Annotated in this window: 7 protein-coding genes and 1 pseudogene; 4 read left to right on the top strand and 4 right to left on the bottom strand. The window is 69.6% G+C overall.

What is annotated here, in order from left to right:
• The 3 genes and pseudogenes from VME70_08155 to VME70_08165 form a co-directional block, all read left to right on the top strand.
• Positions 1–134 (top strand): deferrochelatase/peroxidase EfeB (locus tag VME70_08155; protein HTW20166.1); only part of this gene is annotated, 134 nt, incomplete at its 5' end.
• A gap of 103 nt (positions 135–237) precedes the next feature.
• Positions 238–819 (top strand): annotated as a pseudogene (locus VME70_08160) (NAD(P)-binding domain-containing protein).
• Between the two features lie 100 nt (positions 820–919).
• Positions 920–1261 (top strand): VOC family protein, encoded by a 342-nt coding sequence (locus tag VME70_08165; protein HTW20167.1) that lies wholly within the window; start codon positions 920–922, stop codon positions 1259–1261.
• A gap of 20 nt (positions 1262–1281) precedes the next feature.
• On the opposite strand, the gene VME70_08170 is transcribed toward VME70_08165, so the two are convergent.
• Together VME70_08170 and VME70_08175 are read right to left on the bottom strand one after the other, a co-directional pair.
• On the bottom strand, positions 1282–1476 hold the full coding sequence (locus VME70_08170) for a hypothetical protein (GenBank protein ID HTW20168.1): 195 nt from the start codon (positions 1474–1476) through the stop codon (positions 1282–1284).
• Positions 1477–1538: 62 nt separating this feature from the next.
• Positions 1539–2267 (bottom strand): hypothetical protein, encoded by a 729-nt coding sequence (locus tag VME70_08175; GenBank protein ID HTW20169.1) that lies wholly within the window; start codon positions 2265–2267, stop codon positions 1539–1541.
• 259 nt (positions 2268–2526) lie between these two features.
• On the opposite strand from VME70_08175, the gene VME70_08180 reads away from it, so the two are divergent.
• A complete protein-coding gene (locus VME70_08180) occupies positions 2527–2853 on the top strand; it encodes a hypothetical protein (protein HTW20170.1) in 327 nt (108 codons plus the stop codon).
• Positions 2854–2898: 45 nt separating this feature from the next.
• On the opposite strand, the gene VME70_08185 is transcribed toward VME70_08180, so the two are convergent.
• Both VME70_08185 and VME70_08190 read right to left on the bottom strand, forming a co-directional pair.
• Entirely contained in the window at positions 2899–3339 is a 441-nt protein-coding gene (locus VME70_08185) for a GNAT family N-acetyltransferase (protein ID HTW20171.1), read from the bottom strand.
• A gap of 33 nt (positions 3340–3372) precedes the next feature.
• Positions 3373–3603, bottom strand: coding sequence for a hypothetical protein (locus tag VME70_08190; GenBank protein HTW20172.1), 231 nt, complete (start codon positions 3601–3603; stop codon positions 3373–3375).
• Positions 3604–3934: the final 331 nt, after the last annotated feature.

The raw sequence follows: 3934 nt of genomic DNA on the forward strand, positions 1-3934 counted from the left end.
TCGTGGCCAACCAGAAGCGGCTGATCGGCGAGCCGATGGTCGACTACGTGAGCCCGATCGGCGGCGGCTACTTCTTCGTGCTGCCGGGTCTTGCCGATCGTTCGGACTTCTACGCCCGCGGCCTGCTCACGTAACCGGCCCGCCCCATCCGCCGCCCCCCAACGTCAAGATCACGAGTGACGTGGGGAATAGCGCGGCGGATCCGGTTGCTGGCGGTCAGTACACGACGGCGAGGAGTCGGACATGAAGGTCGCAGTGATCGGACGGGGCAACATCGGCGGCACGATCGGGCGGGCGCTGTCCGGCGCCGGTCACGAGGTCGTCTACGGGGTGCGGGACCCGTCATCGGAGGCGGACGGTACGTCGGTCGCCGGCATCGCGGCGGCGATCGACGGCGCGGACGCGGTGTTGCTCGCCGTACCTGCCAAGGCGGTCGAGCAGCTGCTCGATGAGCACGCCGCCGCGCTGGACGGGAAGCTGGTCGTCGATGCAACGAACAACATCGGCGCACCGGTCGCGAACTCCTCGGCCGCGATCGCCGAGGCGGCGCCCGGTGCCCGCTATGCGCGGGCGTTCAACAGTCTGGGTTGGGAGAACTTCGCGGACCCGGATTTCGACGGTGTCACCGCGGACCTGCTCTACTCATCTGCCGAGGCCGACCGGGACCAGGTCGAGGAGCTGATCGCGGGCGTCGGGCTGCGCCCGGTCTTTCTCGGCGCGGACCAGCAGGATCTGGTCGACCGGCTGCTCCCGGTGTGGTTCACGCTCGTACAGCTCCGCGGCACGCGCCACCTCGCCTTCAAGGTCCTCGAGTCCTAGACAGAGCGCGAGGCGCGGCGCCCATGAGCATTGCTGCGAGCACCTGGCGCGGGTGCAGGGGACTCGCAGCACCGCACATGACATCGTGGCCGGCGTGAGCATGGACGTGTTGTTCGCAGGTGTCCCGGTTGCGGGGTTCGCGGCGGCGGTGGACTGGTACACGCAGTTGTTCGGGCGTCCGGCCGACATCGTCGCGCACGACACCGAGGTGATGTGGCGGGTCGTCGGCGACGGTTGGATCTACGTCGTCGAGGATGCTGACCGCGCCGGGCGTGCTCTCGTGACGATCGCGGTGCCGGACCTCGAGGCGGCAGTCGACGACGTCCGTGCACGGGGGATCGATCCGACTCCCATCGAGCCGGTTGGCGCGTCCGGACTCAAGTCGACGATGGCCGACCCGGACGGCAACACGATCTCGCTGATCGAGGTTCGCAATGCGTGACCACGAGCGCTCTCGCCGCGTCAGCGCGGTCGGTCGAACCCATGGTCGTGCATCGGCAGCGCGGTCGGGTTGAGGATCGTGGCACGCATCTGATCGATGTCGTCAGCGGTCTTGCTATCCACCTTGCGCAGCCGGTCCGGCAAGACATTCGACAGCGCGCTCCCCAGCAGGATCACGCCAGCGACAACAATGAGGGCAATCACCCAAGCAGGCATCTTCACGTCACCTCGATGCAAGGGTTCCCCTGTCCCGGCCCGACAACCGCAGGCCGGGCCGCTCAGGCAGCGCCGGCCCGAGCCGCTCGAACGGTTCGACGGGCATCGGTCCAGGCGATCCACGCGGTCGGGAGGCGCGGCGAGGTGACCTGCTCGCCGCGCCGGCGCGCGCGTAGCTGGTCCTTGAGCCAGTCCGGTGCGTGCGCCTGCTCGATCGCGTCACCCTTGGACAGCAGCTGGCCGGTCCGCATCGCGGAACGACCGCGGGCCATCGAGGTCAGCCCGAGCTCGGCGATCACGGGGCTCAGCCACATCCGGGGGTGGCGAGCCGCCCACGCCCAGTAGCCGCACAGCTCGTCGCGAGCGGCGCCGCGGATCTCGTCGTCGGTCACGGGCGGCAGCACCTCGCTGGGTGCTCGCCCGTACGCCGGGAAGCCGTGCCGCGCGAGCTCGGCCCGCGTGATGCCCGAGACGGTCCGGTAGACGAGATAGCCGTGGGTCCAGGTCGGATGCCGGACGGCAGCTGCGGAGATCCGGCCGGCCGCGACGTACACGCAGCCAAGGTCCGCGCCGGCCGCTTCGCCGCGATCCAGATCCTCGTGAATGGCGACCAGTCGGGCCACGCGGGCTGGGCTCAGCCGCCCCTCCACGATGGCAACCAGATCGAGGTCGCTGACGCCGGGCACGTAGTCGCCGGTGGCCAGCGATCCGCCCACCAGCAGATCGGGCACCCAGCCGAGGTCTTGCAGGCGAGCACCCAGTGCGGTGACCGCCGCGGGCAAGACATCCACTGGTGCGACGCTACCGCCGCGCGCTCGCGGCCGACCGGCTCGGGCGGCCCGTGGCCTTCCAGGGCGCTCCACACCCTCCACGGGCCGTCCGCGCTCGCGACCTACCCTCGCCGAACGGCGAGTAACCAGGGGCCGAATCACGCACAGGGGCCGGTATGCCGATGGGATTCGCCCGGGAGCGCTAGCTCGCTGTCTAGTTCGATCGGACTGGCCCGAACGGGCCTCGCGGAGCAGATCGATCCGAACTAAGGTCCCCGGCATGAGCGGCCTGCCGCCGTTCCTTCCCCTGCGCGACGCTCAGTTCGTCGGCGGATCGAAAGATGGCGCCCGGATGAAGGTCGCCGGCGACCTGTGGCGGTTCAAGTTCCAAGAGCCCGGTCTGAGCGGGCGGCCGGTCATCGAGTGGTACGAGGTGCGCGGCGAGCAGATCGTGTTCCTCTATGCGCACGGCGCGGACGGCGACGCCGCGATATCGGCCGGCGCAGCCGAAGAAGCGACCGTCATCTCGTTGCCCACGCGGCGACACTGGCGGGGCCGGTTTGCGATGCACGGGCCGGTCGGCAGAGGAACCGAAGCCGGCCGGTAGACCGCCGGTTCGCCGTTTCGGGCGCGCCCGACGCTGCCGCACGAGCTACAGGTCGCGGCTGAGGATCTGCCGGCCCTCGTCGACGTACCCCAGGGCTCCGTAGTAGCGGTGCAGGTGGCTGACGTCGCGGCCGTTCGGTGCGACCACGACTTCGAGCAGCGTGGCCGATCTGGCGCGTGCCCACTGCTCGGCATCGCCAATCAGGGCCGCTCCGATCCCCTGGCGCCGATGCTCGGGCCGCACGTAGAGATCTTGAAGCTCGGCGGCCAGGCCGGACTCGAGGATCAGCCGGGTCGTCGTGAGGGCGAAGCCGACCGTCGCGCCCGACTCGGTGGCCACCGTGATGTTGGCGTCGGAGTCGTGCAGCAGTACGCCGAAGCGCGCCCGCAGGTCGTCGTCGCCGGTGCGGAACCCGTCCTCGTCGTAGAAGGCTCGCGCGAGCCGCACGAGATCGGCGAGGTCGGCCTCGGTTGCGGGTCTCAGCACGCGGATCAGCATGTCATCGCCGGTCCGGGGAAGTTAGCGGTCGGTGTCCGGCTTCCTGCGTTGGGCGGCTGCCAGCTCGCGCCGCGCGAGCTGGTCGACCCTGCGCAGCCGCTCGGCGTCGTTGAGCCCGGATGCCTGCAGAGCGCGACCGGCGTCGGTGATGCTCGCGGCGACCGTGGCCGGCGGCAGCTCGGGAAACTGCCGTGCCACTCCGCGGCACAGGTAGGCGAGCAGCAGCTGCTCGTCGGCAGCAAACCCAGACATACCCGCTCAACGCCCGAGCCGGGCGCGACGTTGACAGCGGCCGTGGCAACGTGTCGGCGCGTGCCTTCGGCACACTTCTGCACACAACCGGGTCCCTTGACTCGTCGTGTGTACCGATATGACGCTCAATGGGGGCGTGCGTGAGCCCGGTCGTGTGCTGAAACGGGAAGGATCACCTAAGTGCCCCCGACAGTGTCCTGGCTCAGGACATCGGAATGGGGTGTCTCAGGTCATCGGAATAGCGTGTCGCAGGTCATCGGAATAGCGGTGGCCGCTCAGGCTTCGGCATGTCGAAGCGTCGCCTTGTGATCACCGCTGTTCTCACCGGCCA

The sequence above is a fragment of the Mycobacteriales bacterium genome (assembly GCA_035504215.1).
GTDB lineage: Bacteria > Actinomycetota > Actinomycetes > JAFAQI01 > JAFAQI01 > DATAUK01.